Here is a 26,460-nt window from a genome sequence, read left to right on the forward strand (position 1 = left end):
GTGGAACACCTAAAATCCCATATTGCTGTATATTTTCTAAAAAAATTTATAATATAAGAAAATATATCTCATATATAGAGAGATAGGAATTTGGCGTTCCAACGTGTTCTTGTGTTCCGAATTTATGTGGCAGAGTCTCCGGGAGCATTACCCCAGTACCTCGCCAAGATGAATTCCCATAAGGACGCGTCTTTTGGCAATGCGATCAATGTCCCTTGTTACCCCAGGAAATGTAGCGATGATCTGCTGAACAAAGTTTTTCTGTGAATATGGTTTCATACCACATTCTTCGCAGTACTTCTTGTAGGAATCAAACAATTCTGTGGAACCCGCGCTATATCCTGGATTCAGCTCACAGTAGTCCTTCACGAAGGATAATACGGAATCCGATTCTTCCCGATACTGCTGAAGCTCATCCGCATTCACCTTTGTTTCCGAGAATACATAGTGATTATTCATCAGTCTGCGAAGCCCCTCTAATGCAAACAGAAAGATACCATCTGCTTCCATGCGAAACTTCTCCAAAAGCTCAGGATCCCTTTTTTCCTTCGGCACCGTATGATTGAACCGTATGATAATGAGCCTTCGATAAAAACCTTCTGAACGATCACCATAGTTTTTCGGAATACTGTTGCAGGAAAACAGTAACCTTGCTGTGGACTGGAATGAGAACGGATTCTTGTTTTTCTTTTCTACGGTCAGATAATCCTCTCCTACAAGTGCCTTGAATATGCCATTGTCATCAATGTTCTTTGTCGGCAAATCCGCAAAGATATTTGCAAGCTTTCCAAAAAGTTCAGCAGTCTTAAAACGTTCGTTTAGTGCCTGCCAGGATACATTGGACACATTCTGCTTTCCAAGAAGTACATCATTCAGAACACGAAGAAGCACGGATTTCCCGGCTCCAGCGGCACCTACAATAACAAAGCATTTCTGTGCTGAGTTCACAGGGATCAGAAAATAGCCAAGCATCTCCTGAATCAATTTCACCTGATCTGCATCCCCACCCATTGACTCCGAAAGGAACTTCTTAAAAAGCGGACAATCTGCTGACTTATCATAGGTCACATTCAGCTGGACCGTAGAATAGTAATTCGGTGTATGCTCTGTCAGCATATCCTCCAGCACATTGTATAGACCGTTCCGAACATTGATAATGTACGGGTTTGCATTCAACTCGCGAATATCCCGCTGTACAAGAAGTCGCCACTGTTTTTCTGCATCAACGATCTGATTCATCTTTGTTTCGCGAATCAGCATTTTCTCCTGAACCTTACGCTGAGCTTCCATTTCCGAAAGTTCCACATACACTCCACCCTGATAGCTAAAATGCTGCTCTGCTGCATAAAATACCTGCTGTTCCTCAGACATCGTCTTTGCAAGTACGCCAGGCAGGAAGCGCAGGCCCTTGTCATTCGGCTCATACCAATCAGGAATCGCTGTACCGGCCTTTGCACGTCTTGCATTTTTACTTGTCTGATACGCTTTACTGACATCCTTGTAAACAATAGACAGCGGTTTCACAAACGATGCGTTCAGCTTGAAATGTTGTTTGAGTTCTGAAGTGATAATCGCATTAGCCGTAACTACGTCCTGATTATATAGATATTCCGTTACAAACTTCTTTGCTGTCTGCAAGTCGCTGAGTGCTTCTCCGGTAACAGGAAGGCCATGCAACACATCGAGAAGTACTTCTACGTTCATCGGCTGATAGCACCAGGCTGCCGGGGATTTAACCGGACACTCCCCAGACGCAAATTTAGGACACTTGAATCCTTTCTCGCAGATGGTCTTACAGGTGATTGGATTCGTTCCACTTTCCAGAAAGTGATTAATCTTCTTCTGGGTATTACTTTCGTTGTATCCGGGATACGGAGAAGACAGTTCATGAATCATTTTCGTGCCGCCTTCAAAAGGCGCAAGATTCGTGATCATGGCGTACCAATCATGCTCTGAGAGAGAAGCGGCATCATCTCTACAATGTTGCAAAAAGGTACACGAACGCATAACCTGATCAAGACCTTTTTCCGCACCGCTCTTACGCTCTACTGGAGTAAGATCAACCTCTGGAAGGATATCGGATAACTGGTCCTGCGTATATTTACGTTCTGGATGGAAGCTGACGCAGGTCACCTCAACCGGCGTATCTTTTTTACAATGCATGAAGCCCGGAAGCCGCATAACCCTCGATTCATTAACGCACATCGGATCACCATCAAAATGCTTCACAAGCTGCGTCTGAATGGTGCGAAAACGCTCCACTTTGGCGCTGGCATCCATGAACCAATATACATGGTAGGATTTCTGCGTTTTCATGATCATGGAAGGTGGCAGAGGAAATGCATCAATTTTCTTCTGCTGTTCTTCAAAGCTATCATTATCCATCTCCACGAACTGCGCATTGATTCTCGTAATCGACTCGTCATCCTGTCCACCGTAATTAACTACGAAAAATATCCCTCGATTCATGGCATTGTGGTTCTTCAGTGTTTCCTCAATACTCTTATACTTTCCGCATTCACAGGACAGCTTTGCACCCTTGAAAATGCCCTCTTTCTTATCATCAAACACACGGAAACATACCGTGTCGGTCGGATTAAAAAGGGCACACAGCACATCGGTTACCGTCACGTTCATGCATCCACCTCCTCAAAATATCGAATCTGCTTCTTTAGTTTTTTTGCCTCTTCAATTTCACCGGCCATGCCCTTCGTCACTTTTCCAAACACCCATACTTCATCACACATTTGAAGAAGTGCAAGACCAAATGAAAGTCCAAGTTCTCGCTCGGCAGGATTTTTATCATCCAAAATCTGTGGATACAAAAGGTGACTAGCAATCGGCATATACCCATCCTGGATCACCCTGCGGCAATATCCTATCGCTGCCGTTGTATTCGCAACCACATCGCCAGCATACCTTGATGCCACATACACTTTTCTACGATTCTTATCGGCATAGCGTTTCTTCTGTCCCTGCCGATATTCTTTCATCATGTGGCTGAGTGCCAATCCCGCAGTGGGATCGGCATAGCCCTCTTTATTTCTGTACATATCAGTCCTCCAGTTCTTCCATCATGCCGAAGGTCGGTCCGGCAGATGCCTCTGCAATGAGAGGAAGATCAAATTCTGGGAAAGGCTTTTCTTCCATGCAGGCACGGATAAAGTTAACTGCTTCGCTGAGCTTGTCCTCTGGAATGATGAAGGTCAGTTCATCATGAATCTGCAAGATCGGTCGCAGCCACTCTCGCTCTGGCAGTCCTTTTAGGATCCTTGCAATGGCGAGCTTTAAAATATCTGCTGCCGTCCCCTGAATTGGAGTATTCAGTGCACATCTCTCTGCAAATGATTTCTGGCCCCAGTTATCCGAAGTAATGTTCGGCAGGTACCTACGTCTACCAAGCCAAGTCTCCGAGTACATACGTCTTGCGGCATCTGCCTTGGTCTCCTCCTGCCATGCAGTGAGCCCTTTGTAACCGTGCTTCAGGTTGAAAAGTATCTCCTCACACTCACTAACGGATTTTTCAACCCCCGCCTTAAATTTCAGCGTTTTCTGCAGTCCTCTTGGGAACAAACCATAAAATGTGCCAAAGTTCACATTTTTCGCAATCGTGCGGTGTTCCTTATAATTTGCAGAGTGCTTATCCTGCGCTTCTTCGTAACTCACCCCGAAAATAACGCTTGTCGTAGCCGCATGGATATCACCGTTATTCCGATAAGTATCCAGCATCTTCTGGTCACGACAATAGAACGCTCCCACGCGCAGTTCGATCTGCGAAAAGTCCAACGACAAAATCAGATGCCCAGCCGGTGCTTTGATAAAATTTCTCACCCCAATAGGATCATTGGTCTTGCGCGGCATATTCTGAGCATTCGGATTCCGGCAGTTCATTCGGCCCGTGTCAGTCGAGAGCGCAAACATATCCGGATGGATACAACCAGTCACAGCATTCAGATGCTTTAAGTAACCGTCAATATAGGTGGATTTGATTTTGCCCCACTTACGGTATTCCTGCACCAGCGTGAACAGTTTGGAAAGCTCCGGGCGATTCGTATCGCACCACTCTTTCAAAAGTGTCATGGTCATATCATCTGCTGCCTCACGGTTACTTTCGGTGGTTTTCAGTACCGGCAGTCCCAAATCTTTATACAGATAATTCTTAAATGCCTGTGTGGAGCAGTTTGCTCCGATATTCACATCACCAATGATGAATGCAATTTCCTTACGAATGCGCTCCATCTCTGTCTCGGCTTCTGCCTTACGTTTTTGCATAAGCGGCAAATCCACTGGAATGCCATTGCATTTCATAATGCCAAGATACACTGCTGTCGGACTTTCGATATTTTCCACGATGTATCTGTGTTTTGGAAGATAGCGGTCAAACCAGGTATTAAACTTGTGATACAGTCGCAACGCAAAATCCGAGTCAGCCGCACCATAACGCACGGTTTCCGCATCCTGCGCATCCAGCTCGTCAAAATGCTTCCCGTCCGTCACACTTGAAAATGACGGCAGCGGCTCTCCGAATAACTCTGCTGCCAGACGCTTCAAACCACTTTCGTTCAGCTTGCGAAATTCATAGGTGCTTTTGAGACTCATTTGCGATGCACAGATGGTGTCATAAACGGGAGCCTGAATAACAATGCCCTTCGCATATGCCATCGAAGATTCAAAGGCGATGTTGTGTGCAATCTTTACAATTGTTGAATTCATAAGAAACGCCGCCAGAAATGAAAAAAAGTCTGTTTTGTCCATATTGGTTCCGATGCGGTGGGCAACAGGAACATAGATACCCGTTCCTTCCTTAATAGAAAAGGAGCAGCCGACAATATGCGCCTTTGCCGGATCAAGTGCTGCCTTGTCCTCATCACGAAACGGATCGTCCGGCGCAGTCTCAAAGTCAAATGCCACCAGCGGACTGTTGCCGATATATTCTTTAATACCGTCCACGGCGGTCACACATTTATATTCTGTATTCATGTATATTCTCCTATGGGATTAACCCGGAGAGCTTCGCACTCTCCGGGCATTTCGGTCTATTTCGTATTTTTCTGCTTACTTCAAAGGTTCAATAATCTCACCGGTCTCAGGGTCAACCAACGGCTCATCATCGATAAGGGATGCCGGAGTCAGGTTTGCCGCATATGCTTTGACCGTATCCGTTACCCCTGCCACCGCCGCACGCTCTTCAGCGGACAGCATACGCACAAAACCGAATACCGCCTGGGAGAATGCAATGCCTGATGCATTGGTCGCTTTCTTCAGCGTGATTTTGGTTACCACCTGGTTCAGTTTGCGTCCACGGGAAAGCTGACTCTTCACATAGTTCGTGAAGGATTTCAGTGACCCGGTCGGCAGGGAAATGGTGATCGGGAACAACTCACCCTCGCGCAGAATGTATAGCATACGCTTGTTCTTGCACAGCTTGCTCTGCCCATCGCCACTGCCGAACTTGTTGTACGGACAGTTCTGGCAATCCCCGCCAGGATTTCCAATTCCGTTTACCCCGTCAAAAGAGCCGCAGTCTGGAGGATTATTCCCGCCGGTATATTTGTCGTGATAATAAGCATAGGCAGGATGGTTATATACAATGACTCCGGTGATGTCTTTCGCCATCTCGGAATCTTCGCCCTCGGCAGACGGAATCTCAAATGCCGTACCGCCGCCCGCAGGCAGCTTCACACGGTCAAAGGAAAATTCCAGTCCCTGGCAATCATCTGCCAAAGCCTCGTTCAATACATTCTGATTTGCAAGTACAGCGAACCCTTCGTTCACTGCGATTTCTGTATTCTTATCTGACATGATCTATGTCCTCCTGTAAAATGATTTGTGATTTGCGTTGTTGCAGCGTGCTTCGCACACTTACGATTTGCGGATACCGACCGACACTTTTTCATAAGTGCTGACGGTTTCGCTAAGCCATGTGGGAACTTCCTCGCCGGTGATTTCCCGCTGCTCCTTTATGAAGGATGCGAGGGTGTTTGCGTTGACCGTTTCCGTAACCAGGCTGCCATATCCGTTTTCCTTTAGAGCCTGCATCATCTCATCCTTGCAGCCTGCTGCCGGGGATGCAAACAATCTGCTCTTCAAGTAAAATGTGCTGCCGTTTCTGGAAAAGCGGTCAAGTTCGGCTTCTGTCATGGCATCAGAGAGCTGAAGGTCAAGCTCCGTAATCTCTGCGCCCAGAGCCTTGATCTGCGCTTCGAGGTCTTTCTTCTGTTCCTGCAGAGTCTTGAGCCTGTCAGCCATTTCGAAAATTTTTGTATTTTCCATCGGTGACTACCTCCTTTCACTTACTACCGAAAAATTCAACCTCCTCGGAGTTTTCAGCTTTTGAATGGATTTTTTCCTTGGCGGTAATCATCGACCAGCATTTTTGCCAGGTTGATTTTCTTTCTCAGTGCATACAGCACCTTGCGGTCAACCGTATCCTTGCAGACGAGATAGATATAATGACAGTTTTCTGTCTGCCCGGCTCTGTGAATACGAGCCTTTGCCTGTTCAAAATTCGACATTGAATAATCAAGCGAGTAAAAGATCATGGTGCTTGCTGCAGTCAGCGTAATGCCCAGTCCTGCTGCCGCAATCTGCCCCACAAATACACGGCACTTTGCGTCATACTGAAAACGGTGAATTTCGCTGTCACGATCTTTTACACCGCCGCGCACAACAGCGTAGCCGATTTTCTTCTTTTCAAGAAGCTCCTGGATATCGTCCAGCTCCGGCACAAAGCGTGCCATAATAACGAGCTTTTTGTCTTCTGCCATCGCAGTGTCGATAATATCCGAGAGAGCATCCAGCTTGGCGTGGCTTACTGTATTTACCACGCTGTCATCATCCGTCAGATGCCCGCCTGTGATTTGTGACAAGCGGAGCATCCTGATAAGAATATTTGCAGTCGTAACTTCGGAATCGTCCATTTCCGCATAGCTGTCCGATTCGATGCTTTCATAGAACTTTGCCGCATCCTTCTCTAATTCCACGGTACGCACTTCTTCGGTGATAGCAGGGAGGTCAAGGCACTCCGCTTTCGTTACACGAAACGCAATCGAGTGGAGCTTCCGCAGAAAATCGTCCGTCATCCATTTACGGAAGATTGGTGTGTGATTGCCGTAGCCGCCCATATCAAAATACTGATTGCGGAAGGCATAAAACGATGTGCCGAATATCTGCGGATTGAGAAAACGGTACTGAGAGAACACATCCAGTTCACGATTTGTAATGACCGTGCCCGTAAGTAACAGCTTGTAACGAGCCTTATCTCCGATATGCTGCATTCCCTGACTCTGTTTTGAGCGGTTTTCTTTCAGCTTGTGCGCTTCATCCGTAATCACCAGATCAGCGTTATATGTAATCAGCTCCTTTTCCAATCTCCAGGCACTCTCGTAATTCACTACTACAATCTGCAATCCCTTGTCAGGCAGTTTAGTCAGCTGCTTCCTTTTCTTTGCCGCCGTACCTTTCAGAACAGTCAGCGAATAAGGAAAATCTGCAAATTTTTCAAATTCCTCTTCCCAGACACCGAGGATGGAAAGCGGAGCAACCACCAGCACACGGTTGATCTTTCCGTATTGATACATGCAACCAGAAATGGCGATGCTTACGATCGTTTTCCCAGTTCCCATTTCCATAAGTAAGGCTGTGCCACGGCTTTTAAGCTGGTTATCAAAGACTCCGAATTTATCGCAGGCAAATGCAAAAGCCTTCTTCTGATGCTCATACGGTGCAGCCTTAATTGGCATCATCAGTTCAATATTTTCACTCATGGCTCTCACCTCTCATTTCCTTGATCTCGATGCCCTGCACGGTTTCACCTGGTGTCAGAACAAGAACCTCACAGAAATCTCCAAAGAGAAAGGTGAGCAGCTTTTTCGGAATGCTCCTGTGTTCACTCTGCAGGACTTCCTGCTTATTTCCGTTTTTGTCTGCGATATTGATACGCACTTTGTGTTTTAATCTCATAGATTCGTCCTCCTTTTTATCCGATCTGCTTTGCAGCGGAGGATGGATGTATTTCCTTCCTCACTCACTACCGAAAAATTCAACTCTCTAAAGAGGGAAGGTCGGGGAGGACTCCGACCTCTGGATCTGCCGCCGGTCATGGCTCAATCCTGTTTAGCGGATTTACGACGTTTCACACGCTCCACACCAAAGGACTTAGCGACCTTGTCGATGATTTTATTTTTGCGGTTGGTCATTGCCTGGGAGGATGGCAGCTTTCCTGTCTGCTCGGCTTCGGTCTGGCGAATCTCCTCAAGCTGTGTACCCTCACCGAAGTGGCTATAGAACAGCTCCTGCTGTGCTTCGGTGCAATCCTCGTTGATGATGCAGCGCACCTGTGCCACCTGAGGATTCTCCTGCTCCGGCTCGGAAAATAAGATATTTTCAGGATTACCACTCTTGTCGGCAAGCGTGTCCCACGGATCGACCGCATCCTCGTTATCCGGGTCAGCCTTATAGTTTGATATCTTGGTATCAAACAATGGGTCACGCTGTTCGCTCTCATAGCGATCCTGCAAATCCATGTCGTGGTCAAATTCATCAAGAAAAATTGTCCACTTTTTCGACAAATCTTTACCGACTTCGAGTTTCTGCGTGATCATACGACCTGTATCGATGTCTAAAATCTCGAAACAGTAATATTTTCCGTCTGCTGTCAGATAGCAGGCACGGTTAGGGTTATAGTTGCTTTTTCGTTTCTTTGAATCCTTGTTTCTTTGCATGAAAATGGCTCCTTTCAGATTCGTTAGAATCCGCAGGAGCCGTTTTTATCCGTAGAGACAAAGAAAGACGGCTTGGATAAAGTTCACCCATAATGGGTTTGAACTATATCCAGGCCGTCATGCAGCTCTGCGGATTCAACTATTTGATTTTTTTGCTGCATCAAGCGGCGAGTGCATAATCTTCCACGGTAAAAGCCGTGGCTGTTCTGGTTACCAGTGACCTGAGATCATCCCGAACGACTGTAAATGTTCCACCAACGGGAATGTAAAAAATATAGGATGAGTGATGTGGACCCTGCGTCTCAACTTCACCCGTACTATCGTTTGCCATGCAGAGCAGTCTGTTATCACTGTTTCTGATTTCTCTAAATCCTTCTTCTATAGCGGTTCCTCCTTCCTGACTATGCAGCCCTTTTTCATACTCTGATTTTATCAGTTTGTACATTTTAATTGAAATTGCAGCATTCATATTATGGTGGCATATCACAATATAAACACTTGATTTGTTCGTTTTTTGGTGGTATTATAAAGTATGATCTAAAAATAGGAGGAGTGTACCATTGGGAAAGAAACGATACAAAAAAGCAGATGTATCCAAGTCTATGACCGAAGCACTCGGCATTACCGACCTGCTTGTGCTTAAGACCAGCACCGACAGTCATTACTATGCCATCCACAAACGTTATTTCTCAGATGATAAACTGCCTTGCCCTGCCTGCGGTTCTACTAAGACGAGATGTTCTAAGGTCGTAAAAAGGACATTCAAAGATATCTTGTGGGAGGATGATCCTCATGATGATGCGGAGACAAAACGGAAATTCCGCGTATTCGACTTAACTTTCTATCAGACATACCTCCGCTGCGATGGTTGTAATAACAGTGTATTTCCGGAGCCCATTAACTTCAGTGGCAAAGGCTGCCGATACACAAACCGGCTGTCAGATGAACTGGCTGATGGCACCTTTCGCTTTTCGTATAAGAAAGTGTGTGATTATTTTGGCGTTCCCGCATCGACCGCATCTATCGGACCGATCATGCGTAGAAGAATTCAATATAGAGAATCTCTATTACTGCCAGTCAGCACTCCGAAGAAGCTCGGTATTATGGAAGCTGTCTTCTTCCGCGAAACACACCCGATTGTTTTTGCCTTAAGGGAAGATGGTGTGTATTGCATTGATATTCTAAGAGATTCTTCGGAAGAAACAGTGCTTACTTTTCTCCGCACTTTGGACACGAATGAAGTTGATACCGTATATATCGATCCCGTTGACAGCATTCGCAGTGCAGCAGCAATCGCATTTCCAAGTGCCAATTTGGTCGTTACGGATGAGTGTATTCTCCGCTATGCTCGAGATGCTATGCTCGAAATCATACATGAGGATGGGAAACGCTTTCCTGTAAAATTCAAAGATGCTGTGTTGTCCATACCGAATAAGCGTCTGCAGAATGATTTTCAGCGCAAGCAGATTGAAGATGGAATGGAAAGCCGACCAAGATTAAAGGGGGCGTATAATCAACACCAGGCACTGATGGAACTGATGGATAGCGAATGGACGTATGACGCCTTGAGTAATTGGGCACATAACATACCCGATAATCTTACAGAATTTGCCACACTTGTAGATGTGATTGATCTGTTCGATCAGGAAATCAGGGACTACAAAGGAACAGAAGAAAAGCCGCCGGACCTCTATCCGACAGCTTTACAAGCAGTCTGCGAGGCATTCAAAGGAATGCCACACTGCATATTCGATGTGCTGAGAGCAAGATGCTTCTTGACCATCAGCCACGATACCATAGAAGAAAATGAAGCCAAATATCGGCTTGGAATTCATACAAGTCGATTAACACAAAATATGAATGAAATAACGGCAAATATCAAGGAGGCAAGAGAATATGGACTCTAACGACAAAATCCAAGCGGTAGGCATCAATATCCAAGAAAAAGCAAATTTGATCTGGAATGTTGCAAACTCTCTCTTTGGTGCATATAAACCCCACGAATATGGACTGGTCATCCTTCCGATGGCTGTAATCAAGCGTTTCCACGACTGCTTACTTCCCACACATGATAAAGTCTTGGAAACTTATGAAAAAATCAAACACCTCGCTGTCAAAGACGGATTTCTTCGTGCGGCGGCCGGAGGCTACCATTTCTACAACACAAGTCCTTTTACCTTTGAACGGTTGAAAACTGACCCGGAAAATATCAAAGCAAACTTCGAGTCATTTATCAACGGTTTCTCTGATAATGTCATCGACATACTGGCAAATATGGGATTCTTCAATCAGATTGACCGCATGAATGACGCCGGTGTGCTTTATCAGGTCATCAGCGATTTCTGCGAAGATAATGCAGACATGAGTCCTGACAAAATTTCCGCAATCGACATGGGCTATGTATTTGAGAATCTTGTCCAGAGATTTTCGGAGAGCTATGACGAGGAAGCCGGAGCCCACTTCACCAGCCGCGACATCATTTATCTGATGTGCGATATGCTGACGATGGAAGCGGACTTCTCCGACCCGGAGGCTCCTGCTAAGACCGTATACGATATGGCAATGGGCACAAGCCAGATGCTTACCTGCATGGAGGAACGGATTAAGGCTCTGGACGCCGAGGCAGAGATCATCTGCTACGGTCAGGAAATCAATCCGTTCACCTTTGGTATTGCCAAGGCGGATATGCTTATCCGTGGCGGAGATCCCGACAATATGCAGTTCGGCAATACGCTGAATGATGATAAGTTCACGGGATACACCTTCGATTACTGCATTTCCAATCCGCCCTTCGGTATCGACTGGAAACGCGAGGCTGCGGACGTGGAGAAGGAGCATAAAAAAGGCGATGCAGGACGATTCGGAGTCGGCCTTCCCGCTAAGTCTGATGGACAGATGCTGTTCATGCTAAACGGTATCGCCAAGCTGAAGGATACCGGACGCATGGCGATTATTCAGAATGGCTCTTCTCTCTTCGCCGGAGATGCAGGCAGCGGTCAGAGTGAAATCAGAAGATACATTATAGAAAATGACTGGCTTGACGCCATCGTTCAACTGCCGAACGACAGCTTTTATAACACAGGCATTGCCACCTATGTGTGGATCATCACGAAGGATAAGCCTGTATCCCATCGTGAACACGTCCTGCTGGTCGATGCAAGCAGATGTTTTGAGCAGCGCAGAAAGCCTATCGGCAACAAGCGTGTTGATATCACGGAAACCTGCCGCAATCTCATCATCGAGGCTTACGGCGATTATGACAGCAAGACCTATGAAAAGAAAATCAGTGATGGCAAAATCATTGTAGTGAAAAGCAAGCGCATGGATTCTATTGCTCTCGGATATAACAAAATCACGGTGGAAAGCCCTGTTCTTGGCGATGATGGCGAACCCGTTCTCAAGAAAGGTAAGCCTGTCGCAGACACATCCAAGAGGGACACCGAAACCATTCCTCTGGATGAGGATATGGATGCATACTTTGAAAGAGAGGTTCTTCCGTACCGCCCCGGCGCATGGATCGACAAGTCCAAAACGAAAGTCGGCTATGAAATCCCGTTCACAAAGACCTTCTATGAATATTTGGAGATGGAACCCGCTGATGATATCGCCAAGCGTATTGAAGCGCACGAGCATAGCCTGATGGAAAAATTACACAGACTTTTCGGAGGTGGGCAGAATGAGTAATGCCGTTCAATACACAGACATGAAAGATAGCGGCATCAAGTGGATTGGGAAAGTACCTTCCCACTGGAGTCTTTATACCCTTTACCAATTGGTGACCCAGGTAAAAAACAAGAACAAAGACCTGCAGGAACAAAATCTGTTGTCTCTTAGCTATGGAAAAATTAAACGTAAAGACATCAATACCAATGACGGTCTGCTGCCAGCTTCTTTTGATGGTTATAACATCATTGAAGCTGGGGATATCGTTCTTCGTCTGACCGACCTTCAGAACGACCACACCAGCCTGCGTGTCGGGCAAGCCACGGAGCGCGGCATCATTACCTCGGCATACACCACACTGCGTCCAATCAATCCTGCGCAATCCAGATATCTGTACTATCTTATTCACGCCTTTGACCTCAAGAAAGGCTTTTATGGCATGGGGTCCGGTGTCCGCCAGGGATTGAACTATAATGAGGTAAAGGAACTGCGTGTGGTTATCCCATCGCAGGAAGAACAGGATGCTATTGTTGAATATCTTGATCAGTTATGTGCATTTATAGATGCGCTTGTCTCAGAAGCGAAGGCAACGATAAAGGATTTTTCTCTGTGGAAATCGGCGATTATTTTCGAAGCAGTCACTAAGGGAATTAACAAAACAATTAAGGTAAAAGACAGTGGATTAAAGTATATCGGTACTATGCCGTGTAATTGGCAACTCGCATCTTTGAAGCATTTGTTTGTTTTGCAGAGAGGATACGATTTGCCAAAAGAATCTTTTATTGATGGCGAAATTCCAGTATGCGGATCAAACGGCATTATTGGTTACCACAACGAGGTTACTGTACGAAAACCATGCATAACTATTGGAAGAAGCGGGAGTGTTGGTAAAGTCAATTATTATGATTGCGATGCTTGGGTTCACAACACCGCAATCTATGTAAAAGAAATGTATGACAATGTGCCGAAATATATATATTATATTTTGATGTCACTTGATATGGAGTATTTAAGCACTAAAACTGCTGTTCCCACTCTCGACAGAAAAAATATCCAGAACTATATTTATCCTTATACCACCGACAAATCAGAACAACAAAGAATCGCTGATTTTCTTGATGAACGGTGCGATAGTATAGAAACATTGGAAAACGAGCAGATTCAACTAATCGCTGAACTCGAACAGTATAAGCGGTCCATTATATACGAAACAGTAACCGGAAAGCGAAAGGTGGTGTGACCCATGAACGAAAGTGAAAAAACATTTGAAGAATTCATCGAGTCCTATCTCATTTCGGAAGAGGGCGGCTGGACAAAGGCAACGGATGCGGGACTCCGCAGCGAAGAAAGCCGCGGCATGAACCTTGACATCGTGACACTGACTGATTTTATCAAGAGTACCCAGCCTATGGCGTGGAAGCGTTTTGAGCGGATGTGTACCATTAACCCGGTGCGCCAGTTCTATAAGTCCTTTGAGAACGCTGTGACACAGGACGGGCTGATCTCTGTTCTACGCTACGGCTTTAAGCATCGCGGAATTAATTTCCGTGTGTGCTACTTCAAGCCAGAGTCCGAACTGAATGACCTCGCCGTAACAAATTATCAAAAGAATATTTGCCAATGCATCAGACAATGGCATTATTCCGAGCAAAACACAAACAGCATTGATATGCTGCTTGCAATCAACGGCATCCCGGTTATCGCAATCGAGCTTAAAAATCAGCTTACGGGACAGTCCATAGACGATGCAAAAAAGCAGTGGGCTTATAACAGAAATCCCAAGGAGCCGATGTTCGGCTTCAACAAGCGAATTCTGGCGTACTTTGCCTGTGATCTTTATGATGTGTGTATGACCACGCGGCTCGAAGGCCCCATGACAAACTTTCTGCCTTTTAATCAGGGCAGCAACGGTGCAGGCAGAGACGGCGGAGCAGGCAATCCTCCAAATCCAACAGGTGGCTATGTGACAGCTTACTTCTGGGAGAATGTTCTTCAGAAAGATAAACTGATGGATATTCTCCAGAAATTCATCAGCTATGAGAAGACCGAGAAAAAGGAAATCATGCCGGACGGCTCCACCAACATCAAGAAGACCGAGAAGATCATCTTCCCACGCTATCATCAGTTGGATGTTGTTCGGGCGCTGGTGCGCCATGTCCGAGAGAACGGTCCCGGACACAACTATCTCATCCAGCACAGTGCAGGCTCCGGCAAATCCAACTCTATCGCATGGACGGCATATCGCATGGCGAGCCTCCATGACAGCAACAATGAAGCTGTATATGACAGCGTGATTGTGGTCACCGACCGGCGCATATTGGATCAGCAGCTTCAGGCCACCATTTCCGGCTTTGACCATACTCTTGGCAGTGTGGAAACCATTGATGACAAGAAGAGCTCGAAAGATTTATTAAATGCCATCAACAAGGGTAAGCGTGTCATCGTCACTACCCTGCAGAAGTTCCCGGTAATTTATGAGCAGGTACAGTCTGCCGTTGGCAAGCACTACGCAATTATCGTGGATGAGGCACACAGCAGCCAAACCGGACAATCCGCCATGAAGTTGAAAGCTGCACTTGCAGATGTTTCGGATGCTCTTGAAGAGTATGCCGAGCTGGAGCAAAAAACGGTTGATGAGGTTGAGGCAAAGGATATTCTTGTACAGGATATGCTCAGCCAAGGCAAACACAAGAACCTTAGCTTCTTTGCTTTCACGGCCACACCAAAGGGCAAGACCCTCGAAATTTTTGGTGAACCGCAGCCGGACGGCTCATTCCATCCCTTCCATATCTATTCGATGAGACAGGCTATCGAGGAGGGATTCATTCTGGATGTACTGGCGAACTATACCACTTATAAGATGTGCTATCAGATTGCCAAAAATGTGCCGGATAACCCGGATGTGCCGACCTCTAAAGCCGTGCGTACCATCCGCCGCTATGAGGAGCTGCATCCTCATAACCTTGCGCAGAAAGCTGCTATTATCGTAGAAACCTTCCGTGATGTTACCAAGCACAAAATCGGCGGTCTCGGAAAGATGATGGTTGTAACAGCCTCCCGTCTTGCGGCAGTCCGATATTACCACGAAATCAAGCGGTATTTGGAACAGAACGATTATGACGATATTGAGATCATGATTGCATTCAGCGGAAGCCTGAAAGACCCGGATGATCCTAACAGTCCGGAATACACCGAAAGCTCCATGAATGTGGACAAAAGCGGAAATCGAGTGAAGGAAAGTCAAACCAAGAGCGTATTTCATGATGAAGGAGATATCCTTATCGTTGCAGAAAAGTACCAAACCGGCTTTGATGAGCCTCTCCTGCATACCATGATTGTAGACAAGGAACTGCGGGATGTAAAAGCTGTCCAAACATTGAGCCGTCTCAACAGAACCTATCCAGGCAAGGTTGATACCTATGTCCTTGACTTTGTGAACGATGTCGATCATATCCGCGAGGCATTCCAGCAGTTCTATCAAGAGACAAGCCTGGACGAAGAAATTAACTTTGACCTCATTTATACCACTCAGAAAATCCTTCATGACTTCAAAGTTTATACCGATGCGGATATTGAAGCAGTATCGCAGATTTACTTCGACCCCGATATCCGTAAAGCAAACGCGACACAGGGCAAAATTTCTAATATCCTCAAACCGGTCGCAGACAAGTACAATCTGCTGAACCAAGAGCAACGGTATCAGTTCCGCAGAGAAGTTCGTGCATTTGTGAAGTGGTATAACTACATTTCGCAGATTACGAGAATGTTTGACAAGGACTTGCATAAAGAATATATCCTCTGCTCCTACCTTGCCAAACTGCTTCCCTCTGATAAAACGCAGCCGTTTGACCTTGATAATCGTGTGAAACTGGAGTACTACCGCCTTGAGAAGACCTACGAGGGAGCAATTGAACTGGAAGCAACACCCGGTTCATGGAAGCCGACTCAGCCTAAACGCGCAGGCGGGCAAAAAGACAGACTCAGTCCACTCGATGAAATCATCGCCAAAATCAACGAGGAATTTTTCGGTGACTTCACGGACGCTGACCGCGTCATGGTAGATACGCTTTATACGAAGATGCGCAAAGATGCCAAGGTCAAGAAAGCCGCTAAGAGCAATGACCGTCAGGTGTATGAACGGAGCATTTTCCCCGGTATATTTGACACAACTGCACAGCAGGCCTATATGGAGAATACAGAGGCATATGAACAGCTGTTCCTCGATGCAGAAAAATATCGAATTATCCAACAGGCGCTCGCCGAGAGGCTCTATAGGGAACTTCACGGCGATCTGAAGTAAATCACGCTAAACACCAATCAAAGGACTTCTGGCATAATCGCTGGAAGTCCTTTTCTACCACCGATAGAACAAACCTTCCTCGCCATAATAATCAGTAACATTTTCGGTCATACTGGAAACAGACTGTTCTCGAACTTTTTTAATCATCTTCATCCAGCTCGTAGAACGACAATGCATACCCTCATAACGAAATATCCTATTCATCGTTACGGAATGTATAAATCGTTACGAGGGTGTGCATTTCCTCATCTATACACCGGGCATCCTGATTGCTCCACTGCTGCCATTTCGGTTTTCGGACAAAAAAATAAGCCATCTGCACACTCTTTAGTGTCAGAAAGCCGTTATCTTCCTGTGTTTATATTCACCTTAACGAATGCAAGCGGAAAACTTTGTATCAATCACGCAACGCTTTCATCGCAGATTTCATCATCCGGTGTCGGCTGTATCAGCTCTACCATCATTTTGATGATGTGCCGAGGCGTTCTGAACTGACCATTTCTTCCCGCCGTTGACAGCTTACCCAGCATGTACTCATAGAGGTCACCCTGCATATCCATATCGGTGATATCATGCTCGTAAAGATCATCGAGGCCGGTGATCACCTTCTGAAGCACCTGCGGCGTCGGAATCAGGAACATCGCATCTTCCATATATCTGGCAAATGCCGTCTTGTCCCCATTTTCATCATCGCCTTCGATGACCGGCTGCATCTCACCCGTCGCATCGAAGTCCGGAAGATGGCCGTTTTTCATCTTCTTGATGGCCGGAAAAACCCGCTGCGACATCGTCTCATAAATCGTGCTGGCATCCTTATCCTTGAACTTACTCCAGCGCATGGACTGCCCAACTGCCGACGCCGGGAAAATATGCTCCATCTGACTGCCCGTCATATTCTCAAACGCCTCGGTTTCCAGCTCCTTCTCGTCCAGAGACCTGATGAACATAAGATACGTCAGCTGCTCGATCACGGTAAGCGGATTCGTCACTCCGCCCGCAGCCATATCATCCCAGATCTTATCTACTTTATTTTTAATCGCTCCTGTAACCATCTCGATCTCCTTCTTTTCCTCTAATTATAATCGAATCTATCAAATCGCCAAAATGATATTTGTCGGCCTGGTTTTAGCTATAAATCTGGCTTGTCGTGCCTCTAGCAATTACAAGTTGAGGGATGGTGAATCATCAACAGTAAAAGTCTATTTCTCCGAAGTGCTCCCCTTTCTACGCGATGTATTTACGATGCGATTCCTTTACGTTACTCTGATTTACGATTGCGTATTGCATGGTCGTATCAATCTGCGAATGCCCTAGAAGCTTCTGCACCTGCTCCACCAGCATTCCCTTGTCGATGGCTCTGGTGGCCATCGTTCTTCGGAACTTATGCGGGTGAATCCGCTCCACCTTTGCCTTCTTTCCGAGGTTTCGGAGTCGTATCTCCACGCCGCTGATTTTCAATCGAACATGCGGCGCATCCAGTGTCACCAGCAGTGCCTCATTATTATCTGAGCGCATCGCCAGATACTCCTGCAGATGAATCTTTGCCTTCGCATCGAAATAAACCTTTCGTTCCTTATCACCTTTACCGAGAACGATACACTCCCGGTCATTAAAATTGATATCCTTTCGATTCAGACGCACCAACTCGCCGACTCGAATTCCCGTCGAATACAGAAGATCGATGATGGCCAGGTCTCTTGCATGCTGACAGCAGCCCCTGAGCTTTTCGATATCCTCATCCGAAATGATGGTCTTCACGATTTTCGTTGCCTTGATTTTATGGATACGCCGCATCGGACTTTTCAAAATATAGTCTTCCTCCTCCAGCCAGGAGAAGAAGCTCGATATGTTTCGTCGAATGTTGTCGACGGTCGTCTTGCTGCAGTCATTTATGCCCTGATAATCCACCAGATACTGTCGTATCTCTTCGGTAGATATCTTCTGAACTTTTGTTTCAATCGCACGAAGAAAATGCTTGATTGTCACCTGGTAATACTGGACCGTCCTTTCGGAGCAGCCCTCAATCTTTTTCGCATTCAGGAACATCTGGAGATACTCTTCATTTGACGTGGTCTGCTGAACAGCTTCATTGGCAGCCAGCTCCTTTAACAGCACTTCCTGCAATTTCCGAAGCTGTGATGCATTCAGCACTTCCGCCATCGCGTTGATGATAACAACAATCTTCTCTTCCATGGATTTATCTCCTTCATAAAGGAGGTAAATCACCGACCAATCTACCTCAACTCCACTGATACCTGTATTTGCAAATAAATATCCTCGGTCAGTCCTGCATAGTCATAACCCGTTCTGCCTGCCGTTCTGCAAAATCCAGATAGCCAGACACAAGCTGTCCCATCGCCCGAAGTTCTTTCTCATTCAGGTAGTTCTTGACATCTAATTATAGTAATCCACCTGATAGGTCTTACCGTCAGCGGCAGTTGTTGCAAAATTTGCAACAACTGCTTCTCGCTTCAATTCGCCCTCAGCGAAAATATTCTTGATATGTCTGGAAATGGTAGATTTGTCTCTCTGAAACAGCTCCGCCATCTGGTCAATGGAAAGCCAAACGGTATCTCCATCGAAGGTCGTTTCGATCTTTGTCAAGCCATCCTCTGTGGTATAAATCATCATTTCAGAAATGTTCTGCTCATTCTCCCAGCGTTCCATGGTCACTCCACCTCGTTTTCTGCCAATTTCAGCATGTACTTATCAAAGTCAGACATATATTCGCATCCTCCTTCATAAAGGAGGTAAATCACCGACCAATCTGTCCCAACTCCACTGATACCCGTATTTTATCCAAAATATTTCTGCATTAACGAATCGAATAACACCTGCGTTTCATCTAGAGACTTCTGTACTGCAGCTTTTGATTTGTCGACATGAGCAACAAACTCTACAAACTCTTTTTGAAGGTCCATTGGTGGGAGCATAAGCCGGAGCTTGTTGTATTTTCCAACATTGAAGTGCTGTTGCGCTGCACCTCCGGTTCCCTCTTCAATCTGTCTCTTGCCATGAGGCATGTTGGTGTATGTACAAAGATAATACGGGTTAATTCGTTCTGTATTTGGCCTTGCGATGATAATATCTATAGCATTGCAGCCCTCATACTGTTTCGGCACCACACATGCTGTCCCCGGAGCTCCAGACCGGACTATCAATAGGTCATTTTCTTTCAGTTGTGATTTTGCATTCTTAACATTTCCTTCACGGGAGAAGTACACCCAGTCACCATCTTTGATTGTCATTGGTCCAATGTTAAGCGACCGAAAAGCCTTTACCCCATGCTCTGCATTTGTATAATACTGAGCTGGTTTGATGACTACTCCAACAGATACATTTGCAACCTCTTCAACATTAACCACAGGCCAGTTATACGGGTTCGTTTCATCTCCGAACATCTCGACAAATCGGGCCTTAACGAGTTCGTCAAATTTAATTAGCTCTTCCTCTCTCATCTTAATTATTGAATACAATTTATCCAGATGAGCACTTATCTCAATTTGCCTTTCAAAAGAATTATCTTGTACTTCATATCTTGAAACATAATCATCTATTTTTAAGTTATGAAGACCCGTCGTCTTATTTTCAAATGGTCTTGTTCCACCTCTTCGATAATTACCATATAGAGAATAAAACACATATTTAGGGAACCAAAGATTTGGTTCCTTCACTCTTAATAGTCCGGTAAAATTGTTAAACAGATATGTATTTTCCAGCCCATCAAAATATATCACTCTTCCAACGGGCTGCTTATCGCTTCCACCGGATTTTTCAATGATAATATCCCCTAAACGAAGATACTTCTCTTCAATATTTTTCTTAGCGATTGTCCTTGTGACAACATTGTGGTAGTCGACTACGCCCTCGTTTGTAAAGTTTGTAGTTCTGAGTACCGGTATTCCATCTCCAGTTTTATCATCAGTCCCCCACTCTCCAGATAATGCTTTTCCAGTTATCTCTATAAGTTTAGCCATCTATTCATCCCCTACAAATATCAATTTTACCATCCAGCATCTCTCCAAAATAATAGACGTATTTTTATATAGTGTTGATTAAATACCTATAAGTGCTCATATTCTGCGCATTTTGATCTGCATTTATTCATATCTATACATCGTCAAATACGTATTTATATTGGTATCTGGATTTTCGCCCTTCACACCCGTTCTCTTGCGATCATGAGTGCGTATCCCAGCAGGTTCGTTCCGCGCCACTTTTTCACGTCGAGCCGGTCCGGGTCCTTCATCGATAAGCCGATGCCCCAGATGCGGTCCTTGACGGCGCACTCTGCGAGGATGGAATCGCCGGTGGATTTGAGCTGGACCTTCAGGTCTTCGTTCTGCTCGAACTTCGCGAGGAGGCCTTCGTATACGAGGATCTGGCGCATGCCGTTCCATCTGCTTTCATCATAGTTTGAAACCTGGCGGCCCAGTTCCTTGATGCGGCCGACGTCATCGGTTTTTCAGGATTTCTGCGGCGACCTTCTCGTCCCGGAAGCAGCGCGCCTTCTGGTACATCATGTACTGCTCCATAGAAGAGAACCGGATGCCGTCCTTTTCGAAATCCGACCGATACCAGTTACTCAAATATCCGTATTCCTCATCCGGGTTGTGAAAGCCGATGATCTGCTGTGTATTCATAATCCGTTCCTCCTGTCTATCTGACGCAGATGCTCTTCTGCACTATGATCATATCGCGGTTCTGCGACAAAATTTTTTACATTCCGCAAGCTATCTGATTATACTTCCTGATAGTACCGGATGGTTTTCCCGTGCTCTTCGGCGTACTGGATTTCCGAGCGGGTGCTGTCGCCGATGTAGCCGCCGACGTTGATGACGTAGATTTCGTCGGCCATGTCGATTTTCCGTTTGTGCATGTCGTCGAGCATTTCCTTCGTTTTCGAGAGGGTGCCCTCGTCCATGCCGTCCCAGACTTCCTGGTCCCCGGCGTGGCCGAAGAGGCCGACGCTGATGACAATATTGCCTTCGAGCGTCAGCCGCTTCTGGGCCTCCATGAACTGCTCTTTGAAGCGGGTGCTGCCGCAGAGCGTAATAACTTTATATTTTCCTACCATGCTTTATCCTCCTGTTTCCTGCGACCACCTTCCTGGTCAGAGTGAAAAATGGAATTCTGTGAAGTCGCAATTTGTGACTTCACTGCTTCAACTGTATGCGCCTTCAAATCTATCTTTAATCAAACATCTTTGAGGTTCCAGACTGGAACCTCAAAAGAAAAATAATCTGAGGGCATAATTTGTGACCTCAAATTATTTTTCTGCCACGACAGGCTTAATACTCGCTATAGAGGTAAATATGAAGTCGATTATCCATATTATCACAGATTACTATTTAAGCATCTACCCATTCCATATCCTGCTCGGCATCCCAGAAAGATTTTCCGTTCCAGATTCTGGCTTCTAAAAACGCTTCAACCGGATACTGCGTTGCACTCCCCTTCCAAATGTACTTTTCTCCATTGTCTGCCATTTCGTATAAGCACAAATCAAGTCTGCCGTCGTTCATCCACCCTTCCAGGAAGTATTTTTTCCCTTCATATAGGAACCAAAGTTCATCTCCGTAGTAAATATGATCAACAAACTCACGAACATTACCATTTTTCAATTTCAGGCACCCCCTTAAAGAATCGCTTATATTTTTGGTATTCCTGTTTTGTAATTCGATGCGCCGGGCGTACCAGAAAATTATTTTGCTGTGGATACTCATGTACATGAAGAATACTTTCGGTACGATTTCCATTATTCAAATTCGGCTCAGGATGATATGCAATCTCCGTTGTTAAATAATGATACTCATTATAAAATCGCATTTCATGGAATGTTCCATCTGGCTTAAGCTTGATATAAGCCACACTTGAATGCGCTTCTTCAGGCAAACCATGTTTACCCGAAATACCCTCTAATACTTTAACTCCATCAATCGTTCCGATGGTTTTATAGCTATAAGGAACTTTATTTCCAGCCGCAAAAGATCCACGTCCACCCATATCAACGCACCACCTTCCGTGAAGTACTATAGTCTACGGTGACAATATTTCCCTTCATCTCTGGAAACGGCGTTCCAAAGCAGATAATGGTTTCGGGATGAATCCTTTCTAACATAGCATAATATCCACACATGAAGTTAAGGCGATCATGCTTACAGCCGATCATCCCAATAGCAACGATAGCGTTTTTCTCCACACCATCAAAGCAGAAATCATAACTACTTGGTGTGCTCCAGCTGATTGTCGGCACAACTATTAAACCTTTGCTCTGCCAATAAGCTCCGCACCATCTGTTTTTTGCAACGCTTTCCATCTGGCGCCACAAGTTCATGTCCGCATACGTTGAAAAATCTGGCGTAAGAAGAAATGAGTATTGAGCGTATTTTGCCAAAGTTTTTTCTGGATTGTTATAGATTCCATTGAATCGGTAATCGTCTACAAAAAAATGAACTCCTTTCTGCGTATTCACAGATGAATCGTTTGATTTCGTATCAGAACACGCTATCAGCGCCAGATTATCCACATCGAGTGCCTGCTTTTTCACCAATGGAAGTAAGCATAACATGCAGCTTCATAACTTATTTCAAATATCTGTGCTATGCTTTCCGGATCATCCAGTTTGAGCTTATGAATAAGAACGGGTGGCGCAAGTGCATATTTGGCAAAAAATTTCACTTCTTTTTCTGCCAACTCACTATCCTCCGTGTGGTCAAGAACAATGTGACCGAGCTCGTGCATAATGGTATGATTTACACGCCCATAATCTTTCTCGTCGTTATAGAATATGTACCACTGACCGTTATCCATTTCTACCGAAAAGCCATCCTCGCTTTTTTTAATAAGAAGCCAACGCTTACTTGGAGCGATGGCTGAGTAAGGAATAACTTTAATCCCCATCTTATGTGCGATTTCAAAACCGTTAATTGGCACGCAAGATACTCCGTATTTTACAAACATTCTTACGACGATACGCTTGATTTCTTCGTATCTTTGATTCGATATTTTGATTGGCAATCCTTACGCCTCCCCGAACAGTGCTTCAATCAGAGCTTTCTTTTCCTGATCCGTCATAGAAGAAGCATTTCTTGCGATCATACGGCGAACATGATGATAATTGAACTCATCATTCTCAATTCCCAGGAGATAATCTGATGTTGTGTGCAATGCAGTTGCCATATTAGCAATCACATCAGGTTTAGGTTCTCTCGTTCCGGAAATATAACGTGACATAGCAGTTTCCGTGATACCGATTCGTTCTGCCAGTTCCTTTTGCTGAAGTCCCTGTTTCTGCAACATTTCATATATTCGTTCTCCCAACTCCTTGCCCATAATCTTCCCTCCTTTTGCCAAGCTTCATTACTCAGCCTAATATAATTCTATTTCTGACTTGCCAAATCGTCAAGCGCAAATTTTGAAAACTTTTTGCACAGTCAAAACCATGGTCTGCGGAGATGCAGATTCGCCCATATACTTCGCAATAATGCATTTTGGTTTCAAAAAAGCGATCCGTTTCTGGTTGACGTATAATTACACTATAATTATAGGAGGGCTTTCGTATTATTTCGTCCAGAAAGGCTACGACAACTGAAAGAGCAGGCTATGAAAGGAGTAGGGAATGACGAACGAAAGAGATGAGTTTTTAGAGAAAGAGTTTGATTTTAGTAAGGCGGCAAAAAATCCGTATGCAAAATCGCTTAAGAAGCAGGTAACCATTAATCTGGATGAGAAAGTCGTGGCCTATTTCAAGGATCAGTCGGCTGCCATCGGCATCCCATATCAGACACTGATCAATCTGTATCTGTGCGATTGTATAAAGAATCATCGCCAGCCAGAAGTGGTTTGGAAAAAGAGCGTATCTTAAATGATCGATGAAGTCACAATTTGTGATTTCACCGATCATTTTTCTGTTTAACACGTTCATCTGTTTTTTAGCGCCAGGACTTTGTTAGAAATACGACATCTGAGTTAAGCGGTTTTTCTTGTGCTCTGCCACTTTCATGAGCGAATAAATGATACTTCATTACACTTTCATGAGGGAATCCGTGCTTCCGCGCGGCGCGAGGAGGCGAAAGAAGGTGGAGGGTGCGGAGTGAGTAGATCGAGGGCGGAGGCATTGGCATAAGAAAGGTGGCGGGCGCGGATGAGTGAGCGCGACGTAAGGAGGTGGAGGACGGAGGCATGAGCCTAGGGAAAGTGAGCAGAAATATACGAGTGTCAGCGGGAGGGTTTTATGGTACAACTAGAAGTAGTTTTTTGATGGAGGTGCCTATGGAGCCGAAGGTCAGTATCATCGTGCCGGTGTATAACACGGAGAAGAGTCTCGCGCGCTGTGTGGACAGTATTCTGAATCAGGAGTTTCGGGATTTCGAGCTGATCCTCATGGATGATGGAAGTAAGGACCGGTCCGGGGAGATCTGCGACGGGTATGCGCGGGCGGATGCGCGCGTGGTGGTCGTGCATAAGGAGAATTCGGGGGTGTCGGATACGCGAAACCAGGCGATCACGCGGGCGCGGGGGACGTTTCTGCAGTTTGTGGACAGTGATGACTGGCTGACAGCGGATGCGACGAAGCTGATGGTGCGGGCAGCCGAGGAGACGGGCTGCGACATGGTGATCGCGGACTTCTATCGTGTCGTCGGAAAGATGGTGTCGCGGAAAGGAGACATTGACACTGACCAGGTGATCGGGCGTGAAGCGTTCGTGGGCTTTATGATGGAGAATCCGGCGGACTACTACTATGGGGTGCTGTGGAATAAGCTCTACCGGCGCTCGCTCGTGGAGGCGCACGGGATCCGGATGGATGCGAAGCTCAGCTGGTGCGAGGATTTCCTGTTTAATCTCGAGTATGTGCGCTATGCGACGACGTTCTATGCGCTGCGGACGCCGGTCTACTATTATGTGAAGACGAAGGGCTCACTGGTGAATCAGAAGATCAGCTTCGCGCGGACGGTGGAGATGAAGCTCGCGATGTTCGAGTGCTACAACGACTTCTTCAAGCATGTGCTGGATGAGGAGGCGTATGAGCGGAAGCGGCTGCAGGTCTATCATTTTCTGGTGGATGCGGCGAAGGATGGTTTCGTGTTCCCGGCGACGATTCCGGGGACGCAGAAGCTCGGTGAGGAGCGGAGCCAGGCGCTGCAGGAGGTGATTTCGGAGGATGGGATCATCGTGGAGAAGTACCGGGACCGGAAGCTGCTCGAGCGCTATCTCGAGTCGGTGGCGCTGAAGTATGATATGACGATGGCGGAGCTGTCGCTGCTGCTGTATCGGAAGGACGCGGGAAAGGCGCTCGCTCGAGGGGCTGAAGCGCAGATGCCGGCGCGGGAAGATGCCGTGGAGGCGACTGATCGAAAGGATGCGGGAAAGGCGCTGAGCCGGAAGGATCTTGCGGAGCTGATGCATATGAGCCGCGGGGATCTGCGCAGCGCGCTGCAGAAGCTGGTCGCACGCGGGATGCTCGAGGTGGTCGACGTGCCGAGGAAACGGCGTGACGTGGTGGAAATAGCCGAGGCGACTGGTCTTTTCGGAAAGCGTGGCGAGGCACAGGATGCAGACGCGGACGGAATGACGAAGAAAAAACGCGAGCCGCGGAAGATCCGTCTCGAGCTGCTGCCGGCGTCGGATGCAGTGCTGCAGGATATCGCGGCCGCGGAGCGCGACTACGAGCAGGCGAAGTTCCGGGGATTTACGGAGAACGAGCTCCGGCAGTATACAGCGCTCGAGCGGCGCGTGCAGGAGAACGAAAAACAGATACTGCAGAAGTGAGGA

25 protein-coding genes and 2 pseudogenes are annotated in these 26,460 nt (G+C 46.2%); 6 read left to right on the top strand and 21 right to left on the bottom strand.

The genetic code is table 11. The annotated features are described in order from the left end of the window. Positions 1-147: 147 nt before the first annotated feature. The 9 genes from ACTQ52_RS00640 to ACTQ52_RS00680 form a co-directional block, all read right to left on the bottom strand. The gene (locus ACTQ52_RS00640) at positions 148-2,637 is read right to left on the bottom strand and encodes a phage/plasmid primase, P4 family (RefSeq protein ID WP_441981484.1); all 2,490 of its coding nucleotides are present in this window, start codon (positions 2,635-2,637) and stop codon (positions 148-150) included. Beyond that, positions 2,634-3,053 carry a DUF7768 domain-containing protein gene (locus tag ACTQ52_RS00645; RefSeq protein WP_187565923.1) on the bottom strand — a complete coding sequence of 140 codons (420 nt, stop codon included), beginning with the start codon at positions 3,051-3,053 and terminating at the stop codon, positions 2,634-2,636. Before ACTQ52_RS00645 ends, ACTQ52_RS00640 begins: the two co-directional genes overlap by 4 nt. A gap of 1 nt (position 3,054) precedes the next feature. Beyond that, positions 3,055-4,980 (bottom strand): bifunctional 3'-5' exonuclease/DNA polymerase, encoded by a 1,926-nt coding sequence (locus ACTQ52_RS00650; protein WP_441981485.1) that lies wholly within the window; start codon positions 4,978-4,980, stop codon positions 3,055-3,057. 75 nt (positions 4,981-5,055) lie between these two features. Next, positions 5,056-5,802: a hypothetical protein gene (locus tag ACTQ52_RS00655; protein WP_441981486.1), complete on the bottom strand. Its 747-nt coding sequence runs from the start codon at positions 5,800-5,802 to the stop codon at positions 5,056-5,058. 60 nt (positions 5,803-5,862) lie between these two features. Further along, complete coding sequence (locus tag ACTQ52_RS00660; RefSeq protein ID WP_441981487.1) at positions 5,863-6,273, bottom strand: gp33 family protein; 411 nt, start codon at positions 6,271-6,273, stop codon at positions 5,863-5,865. A gap of 53 nt (positions 6,274-6,326) precedes the next feature. After that, positions 6,327-7,766, bottom strand: coding sequence for a DEAD/DEAH box helicase (locus ACTQ52_RS00665; RefSeq protein WP_441981488.1), 1,440 nt, complete (start codon positions 7,764-7,766; stop codon positions 6,327-6,329). Next, positions 7,759-7,962 carry a hypothetical protein gene (locus ACTQ52_RS00670; RefSeq protein ID WP_187565918.1) on the bottom strand — a complete coding sequence of 68 codons (204 nt, stop codon included), beginning with the start codon at positions 7,960-7,962 and terminating at the stop codon, positions 7,759-7,761. The genes ACTQ52_RS00665 and ACTQ52_RS00670 overlap by 8 nt, the downstream gene beginning before the upstream one ends. Positions 7,963-8,105: 143 nt before the next feature. Beyond that, positions 8,106-8,723 carry a hypothetical protein gene (locus ACTQ52_RS00675; RefSeq protein ID WP_441981489.1) on the bottom strand — a complete coding sequence of 206 codons (618 nt, stop codon included), beginning with the start codon at positions 8,721-8,723 and terminating at the stop codon, positions 8,106-8,108. Positions 8,724-8,883: 160 nt separating this feature from the next. Next, the gene (locus ACTQ52_RS00680; protein ID WP_441981490.1) at positions 8,884-9,192 is read right to left on the bottom strand and encodes a hypothetical protein; all 309 of its coding nucleotides are present in this window, start codon (positions 9,190-9,192) and stop codon (positions 8,884-8,886) included. Between the two features lie 91 nt (positions 9,193-9,283). On the opposite strand from ACTQ52_RS00680, the gene ACTQ52_RS00685 reads away from it, so the two are divergent. The 4 genes from ACTQ52_RS00685 to ACTQ52_RS00700 are packed head-to-tail and all read left to right on the top strand — an operon-like array spanning position 9,284 to position 16,686. Continuing rightward, positions 9,284-10,630, top strand: a complete 1,347-nt coding sequence (locus ACTQ52_RS00685) for a transposase (protein ID WP_441981491.1) — start codon at positions 9,284-9,286, stop codon at positions 10,628-10,630. Then, positions 10,620-12,407, top strand: a complete 1,788-nt coding sequence (locus tag ACTQ52_RS00690) for a type I restriction-modification system subunit M (RefSeq protein WP_441981492.1) — start codon at positions 10,620-10,622, stop codon at positions 12,405-12,407. Before ACTQ52_RS00685 ends, ACTQ52_RS00690 begins: the two co-directional genes overlap by 11 nt. After that, positions 12,400-13,626 (top strand): restriction endonuclease subunit S, encoded by a 1,227-nt coding sequence (locus ACTQ52_RS00695; RefSeq protein WP_441981493.1) that lies wholly within the window; start codon positions 12,400-12,402, stop codon positions 13,624-13,626. The genes ACTQ52_RS00690 and ACTQ52_RS00695 overlap by 8 nt, the downstream gene beginning before the upstream one ends. Positions 13,627-13,629: 3 nt before the next feature. Then, a complete protein-coding gene (locus tag ACTQ52_RS00700) occupies positions 13,630-16,686 on the top strand; it encodes a type I restriction endonuclease subunit R (RefSeq protein ID WP_441981494.1) in 3,057 nt (1,018 codons plus the stop codon). A 401-nt stretch (positions 16,687-17,087) separates the two neighbouring features. Here ACTQ52_RS00700 and ACTQ52_RS00705 read toward each other — a convergent pair whose 3' ends face one another. From ACTQ52_RS00705 to ACTQ52_RS00760, 12 genes and pseudogenes are all read right to left on the bottom strand, one after another. Beyond that, positions 17,088-17,738: a type I restriction-modification system subunit M N-terminal domain-containing protein gene (locus ACTQ52_RS00705; protein ID WP_441981495.1), complete on the bottom strand. Its 651-nt coding sequence runs from the start codon at positions 17,736-17,738 to the stop codon at positions 17,088-17,090. 172 nt (positions 17,739-17,910) lie between these two features. Then, entirely contained in the window at positions 17,911-18,879 is a 969-nt protein-coding gene (gene xerA, locus ACTQ52_RS00710; RefSeq protein ID WP_441226548.1) for a site-specific tyrosine recombinase/integron integrase, read from the bottom strand. 88 nt (positions 18,880-18,967) lie between these two features. Then, positions 18,968-19,066, bottom strand: coding sequence for a hypothetical protein (locus ACTQ52_RS00715; RefSeq protein ID WP_441226578.1), 99 nt, complete (start codon positions 19,064-19,066; stop codon positions 18,968-18,970). A 17-nt stretch (positions 19,067-19,083) separates the two neighbouring features. Then, positions 19,084-19,353 (bottom strand): annotated as a pseudogene (locus ACTQ52_RS00720) (virulence RhuM family protein); the annotation flags it as partial. Positions 19,354-19,481: 128 nt separating this feature from the next. Continuing rightward, positions 19,482-20,663, bottom strand: coding sequence for a restriction endonuclease subunit S (locus ACTQ52_RS00725; protein ID WP_441226549.1), 1,182 nt, complete (start codon positions 20,661-20,663; stop codon positions 19,482-19,484). 182 nt (positions 20,664-20,845) lie between these two features. Next, positions 20,846-21,329: pseudogene (locus ACTQ52_RS00730) on the bottom strand (NADAR family protein). Positions 21,330-21,427: 98 nt separating this feature from the next. Further along, entirely contained in the window at positions 21,428-21,763 is a 336-nt protein-coding gene (locus tag ACTQ52_RS00735; protein ID WP_441226550.1) for a hypothetical protein, read from the bottom strand. A 274-nt stretch (positions 21,764-22,037) separates the two neighbouring features. Continuing rightward, positions 22,038-22,310, bottom strand: coding sequence for a hypothetical protein (locus ACTQ52_RS00740; RefSeq protein WP_441226551.1), 273 nt, complete (start codon positions 22,308-22,310; stop codon positions 22,038-22,040). Next, positions 22,297-22,692, bottom strand: a complete 396-nt coding sequence (locus tag ACTQ52_RS00745; RefSeq protein ID WP_441226552.1) for a hypothetical protein — start codon at positions 22,690-22,692, stop codon at positions 22,297-22,299. Before ACTQ52_RS00745 ends, ACTQ52_RS00740 begins: the two co-directional genes overlap by 14 nt. Before the next feature lies 1 nt (position 22,693). Then, positions 22,694-23,215 (bottom strand): DUF4417 domain-containing protein, encoded by a 522-nt coding sequence (locus ACTQ52_RS00750; protein WP_441226553.1) that lies wholly within the window; start codon positions 23,213-23,215, stop codon positions 22,694-22,696. Positions 23,216-23,232: 17 nt separating this feature from the next. Beyond that, positions 23,233-23,706 carry an ImmA/IrrE family metallo-endopeptidase gene (locus ACTQ52_RS00755; protein ID WP_441226554.1) on the bottom strand — a complete coding sequence of 158 codons (474 nt, stop codon included), beginning with the start codon at positions 23,704-23,706 and terminating at the stop codon, positions 23,233-23,235. 3 nt (positions 23,707-23,709) lie between these two features. Then, positions 23,710-24,021 (bottom strand): helix-turn-helix domain-containing protein, encoded by a 312-nt coding sequence (locus tag ACTQ52_RS00760; RefSeq protein WP_441226555.1) that lies wholly within the window; start codon positions 24,019-24,021, stop codon positions 23,710-23,712. A gap of 286 nt (positions 24,022-24,307) precedes the next feature. On the opposite strand from ACTQ52_RS00760, the gene ACTQ52_RS00765 reads away from it, so the two are divergent. Continuing rightward, positions 24,308-24,553, top strand: a complete 246-nt coding sequence (locus tag ACTQ52_RS00765; protein WP_441226556.1) for a BrnA antitoxin family protein — start codon at positions 24,308-24,310, stop codon at positions 24,551-24,553. A gap of 407 nt (positions 24,554-24,960) precedes the next feature. After that, on the top strand, positions 24,961-26,457 hold the full coding sequence (locus tag ACTQ52_RS00770) for a glycosyltransferase (protein WP_441981496.1): 1,497 nt from the start codon (positions 24,961-24,963) through the stop codon (positions 26,455-26,457). Positions 26,458-26,460: the final 3 nt, after the last annotated feature.

Source organism: Oribacterium sp. Sow4_G1_1 (genome assembly GCF_052116105.1).
Lineage (GTDB): Bacteria > Bacillota > Clostridia > Lachnospirales > Lachnospiraceae > Oribacterium.

Excerpts from the sequence above, each read along its gene's own strand:
- ACTQ52_RS00650 (WP_441981485.1), bottom strand. The coding sequence starts at position 4,980 with ATGAATACAGAATATAAATGTGTGACCGCCGTGGACGGTATTAAAGAA.
- ACTQ52_RS00695 (WP_441981493.1), top strand. The coding sequence starts at position 12,400 with ATGAGTAATGCCGTTCAATACACAGACATGAAAGATAGCGGCATCAAG.
- ACTQ52_RS00675 (WP_441981489.1), bottom strand. The coding sequence starts at position 8,723 with ATGCAAAGAAACAAGGATTCAAAGAAACGAAAAAGCAACTATAACCCT.
- ACTQ52_RS00765 (WP_441226556.1), top strand. The coding sequence starts at position 24,308 with ATGACGAACGAAAGAGATGAGTTTTTAGAGAAAGAGTTTGATTTTAGT.
- ACTQ52_RS00770 (WP_441981496.1), top strand. The coding sequence starts at position 24,961 with ATGGAGCCGAAGGTCAGTATCATCGTGCCGGTGTATAACACGGAGAAG.
- ACTQ52_RS00745 (WP_441226552.1), bottom strand. The coding sequence starts at position 22,692 with ATGGGTGGACGTGGATCTTTTGCGGCTGGAAATAAAGTTCCTTATAGC.
- ACTQ52_RS00705 (WP_441981495.1), bottom strand. The coding sequence starts at position 17,738 with ATGGTTACAGGAGCGATTAAAAATAAAGTAGATAAGATCTGGGATGAT.
- xerA (WP_441226548.1), bottom strand. The coding sequence starts at position 18,879 with ATGGAAGAGAAGATTGTTGTTATCATCAACGCGATGGCGGAAGTGCTG.
- ACTQ52_RS00655 (WP_441981486.1), bottom strand. The coding sequence starts at position 5,802 with ATGTCAGATAAGAATACAGAAATCGCAGTGAACGAAGGGTTCGCTGTA.
- ACTQ52_RS00640 (WP_441981484.1), bottom strand. The coding sequence starts at position 2,637 with ATGAACGTGACGGTAACCGATGTGCTGTGTGCCCTTTTTAATCCGACC.
- ACTQ52_RS00680 (WP_441981490.1), bottom strand. The coding sequence starts at position 9,192 with ATGAATGCTGCAATTTCAATTAAAATGTACAAACTGATAAAATCAGAG.
- ACTQ52_RS00660 (WP_441981487.1), bottom strand. The coding sequence starts at position 6,273 with ATGGAAAATACAAAAATTTTCGAAATGGCTGACAGGCTCAAGACTCTG.
- ACTQ52_RS00760 (WP_441226555.1), bottom strand. The coding sequence starts at position 24,021 with ATGGGCAAGGAGTTGGGAGAACGAATATATGAAATGTTGCAGAAACAG.
- ACTQ52_RS00690 (WP_441981492.1), top strand. The coding sequence starts at position 10,620 with ATGGACTCTAACGACAAAATCCAAGCGGTAGGCATCAATATCCAAGAA.
- ACTQ52_RS00670 (WP_187565918.1), bottom strand. The coding sequence starts at position 7,962 with ATGAGATTAAAACACAAAGTGCGTATCAATATCGCAGACAAAAACGGA.
- ACTQ52_RS00665 (WP_441981488.1), bottom strand. The coding sequence starts at position 7,766 with ATGAGTGAAAATATTGAACTGATGATGCCAATTAAGGCTGCACCGTAT.
- ACTQ52_RS00735 (WP_441226550.1), bottom strand. The coding sequence starts at position 21,763 with ATGGTAGGAAAATATAAAGTTATTACGCTCTGCGGCAGCACCCGCTTC.
- ACTQ52_RS00700 (WP_441981494.1), top strand. The coding sequence starts at position 13,630 with ATGAACGAAAGTGAAAAAACATTTGAAGAATTCATCGAGTCCTATCTC.
- ACTQ52_RS00645 (WP_187565923.1), bottom strand. The coding sequence starts at position 3,053 with ATGTACAGAAATAAAGAGGGCTATGCCGATCCCACTGCGGGATTGGCA.
- ACTQ52_RS00725 (WP_441226549.1), bottom strand. The coding sequence starts at position 20,663 with ATGGCTAAACTTATAGAGATAACTGGAAAAGCATTATCTGGAGAGTGG.